Raw genomic sequence first — 1720 nt, forward strand, 5'->3', positions numbered from 1 at the left:
TGGGGGGTAGGGGGGTTCTATTAAGGGGATTCTTAAGGGAATAGTTCCCTTAAGCCGTCGGAGACCTTGGTATATATTACGAAATGTTCGTCACCTTCAGATATAAAAACTCGCATTTCAGAGCGGATAGTACGTAAAGGGGCAGGGGTTCCCTTTACGTGCTACCGCACTGAAATGCCTTTTTTTCGTAGATAGATTTACGAAAATCGGAAGTGAAATCCATGGAAACTAGTACTATTATCATAATATCATGTAGTAGCTTAATAGTGGTATTATTGCCATAGACAGAAGGGGAATAAAAAAAGTCAATAAAATAAAGAGTTTGTCCTTGCTCAATGTTACATTATAATGTATCATTGTTACATAATAGTGTAACATTAGAATGTAACAATTTTAGTTAGGGGGGATGGATTCAACATGACAATTGGTCACAAGCCAGATAACGGGGTAATACTAAAAGAAATGGTGGATAGGGATACTGGAGAGATATTTCACGTACCTATCTTTACAAGGAGCACTTATCGAGGAGGGGGGTTTTTCATGGCCATGCAAGAAGGTTTTATACATCTAGCTAAATTAGGCTTAAAAGGGCAAGAAATGCAGGTTTTAATGTATGTCCTAGGTAAATTAGATTTTGAGAATTGGATAAGGATATCACAAAGCGAAATAAGCCAAGATTTAGGGATTGCTAGACCACATATCTCAAGTGCTTTTAAAAAATTTGTAGAACAAGGTATTTTACATAAAGGACCGAAGGTAGGTACTAGCTGGACTTACCGTCTGGATCCTTCATTTGGTGTAAAAGGTCGAGCGAAAAATCAAAAGAAAATTCGTGATGAAATCAATCATTTAACCTTAATAGACGGAGGTATGAAGAATGAATAATAAACTAAACATTCCAGAAAAAGGTACTAGCTTTTGTTTTGAATGTTTTCAGTTCGAAGAAATGTCAGTTCAAGTTTTAGAACAAAAAGAAACAGTAACAGTTAAATTGACTTGTGGATGCGGAGCTGTTCAAATGGCTTCTGCGGACAAAAATACCTTTTATGAATATGATCAGGAGCCACAGTCACAGTTGACTGTATAAATGGGCACTTGAGAATCCTTATTCGGATTGATATTCCGTTTCCTTTTGATTTTGAGCCTCCACCCCTTAAAATCCCCAAAGGCAACCCCACAGGGCAAAATTCGCCCTCTGGGGCAACCTTCGGCAATTTTAACTTAAGGGGTCACTCTAAATAAAAAGACTACGGCATATAAAACAGTTTTGGGATTCGTTTGGTTCCAGGCGAAATGTTGTGCAGCCCCCGGTAGGTAACACGGGGGCAGAAAATACATCCTTAACCGGTCTGAGGGCTTGTGTAGACTGGGTTCAAGCCACTTTAAAAAATGTTGGAGGTCATCGCCCGTTCCCTATGGTCACTGGCGGTGCCCTCTGTTAAAAATTAAAGAGCTGCATAACATCATTTGTCAACGGTAAGCGGACCGTAGGGAGCATTAAGGAGTTGACGAATTCACTACACCAAAACCCTCTTGTTCAGTCAAAAGTCCACCTTTTGACCTGCCTACCGGCGAGGGAACCCCCCAAGGAACTGGGGGGTAGGGGGGTTCTATTAAGGGGATTCTTAAGGGAATAGTTCCCTTAAGCCGTCGGAGACCTTGGTATATATTACGAAATGTTCGTCACCTTCAGATATAAAAACTCGCATTTCAGAGCGGA

General features: G+C 40.4%; 2 protein-coding genes. Both read left to right on the forward strand.

The window, feature by feature from the left end:
• Positions 1-417 precede the first annotated feature (417 nt).
• Positions 418-885: a helix-turn-helix domain-containing protein gene (locus DZB84_RS24555; protein ID WP_116354908.1), complete on the forward strand. Its 468-nt coding sequence runs from the start codon at positions 418-420 to the stop codon at positions 883-885.
• The gene (locus DZB84_RS24560; RefSeq protein ID WP_116354909.1) at positions 878-1087 is read left to right on the forward strand and encodes a hypothetical protein; all 210 of its coding nucleotides are present in this window, start codon (positions 878-880) and stop codon (positions 1085-1087) included. Before DZB84_RS24555 ends, DZB84_RS24560 begins: the two co-directional genes overlap by 8 nt.
• Positions 1088-1720: the final 633 nt, after the last annotated feature.

Source organism: Bacillus sp. HNG (genome assembly GCF_003400205.1).
Lineage (GTDB): Bacteria > Bacillota > Bacilli > Bacillales > Bacillaceae_L > Ferdinandcohnia.

What these genes read in the sequence shown, in the direction of transcription:
- DZB84_RS24560 (WP_116354909.1), top strand. Translation starts at nt 878, where the DNA reads ATGAATAATAAACTAAACATTCCAGAAAAAGGTACTAGCTTTTGTTTT.
- DZB84_RS24555 (WP_116354908.1), top strand. Translation starts at nt 418, where the DNA reads ATGACAATTGGTCACAAGCCAGATAACGGGGTAATACTAAAAGAAATG.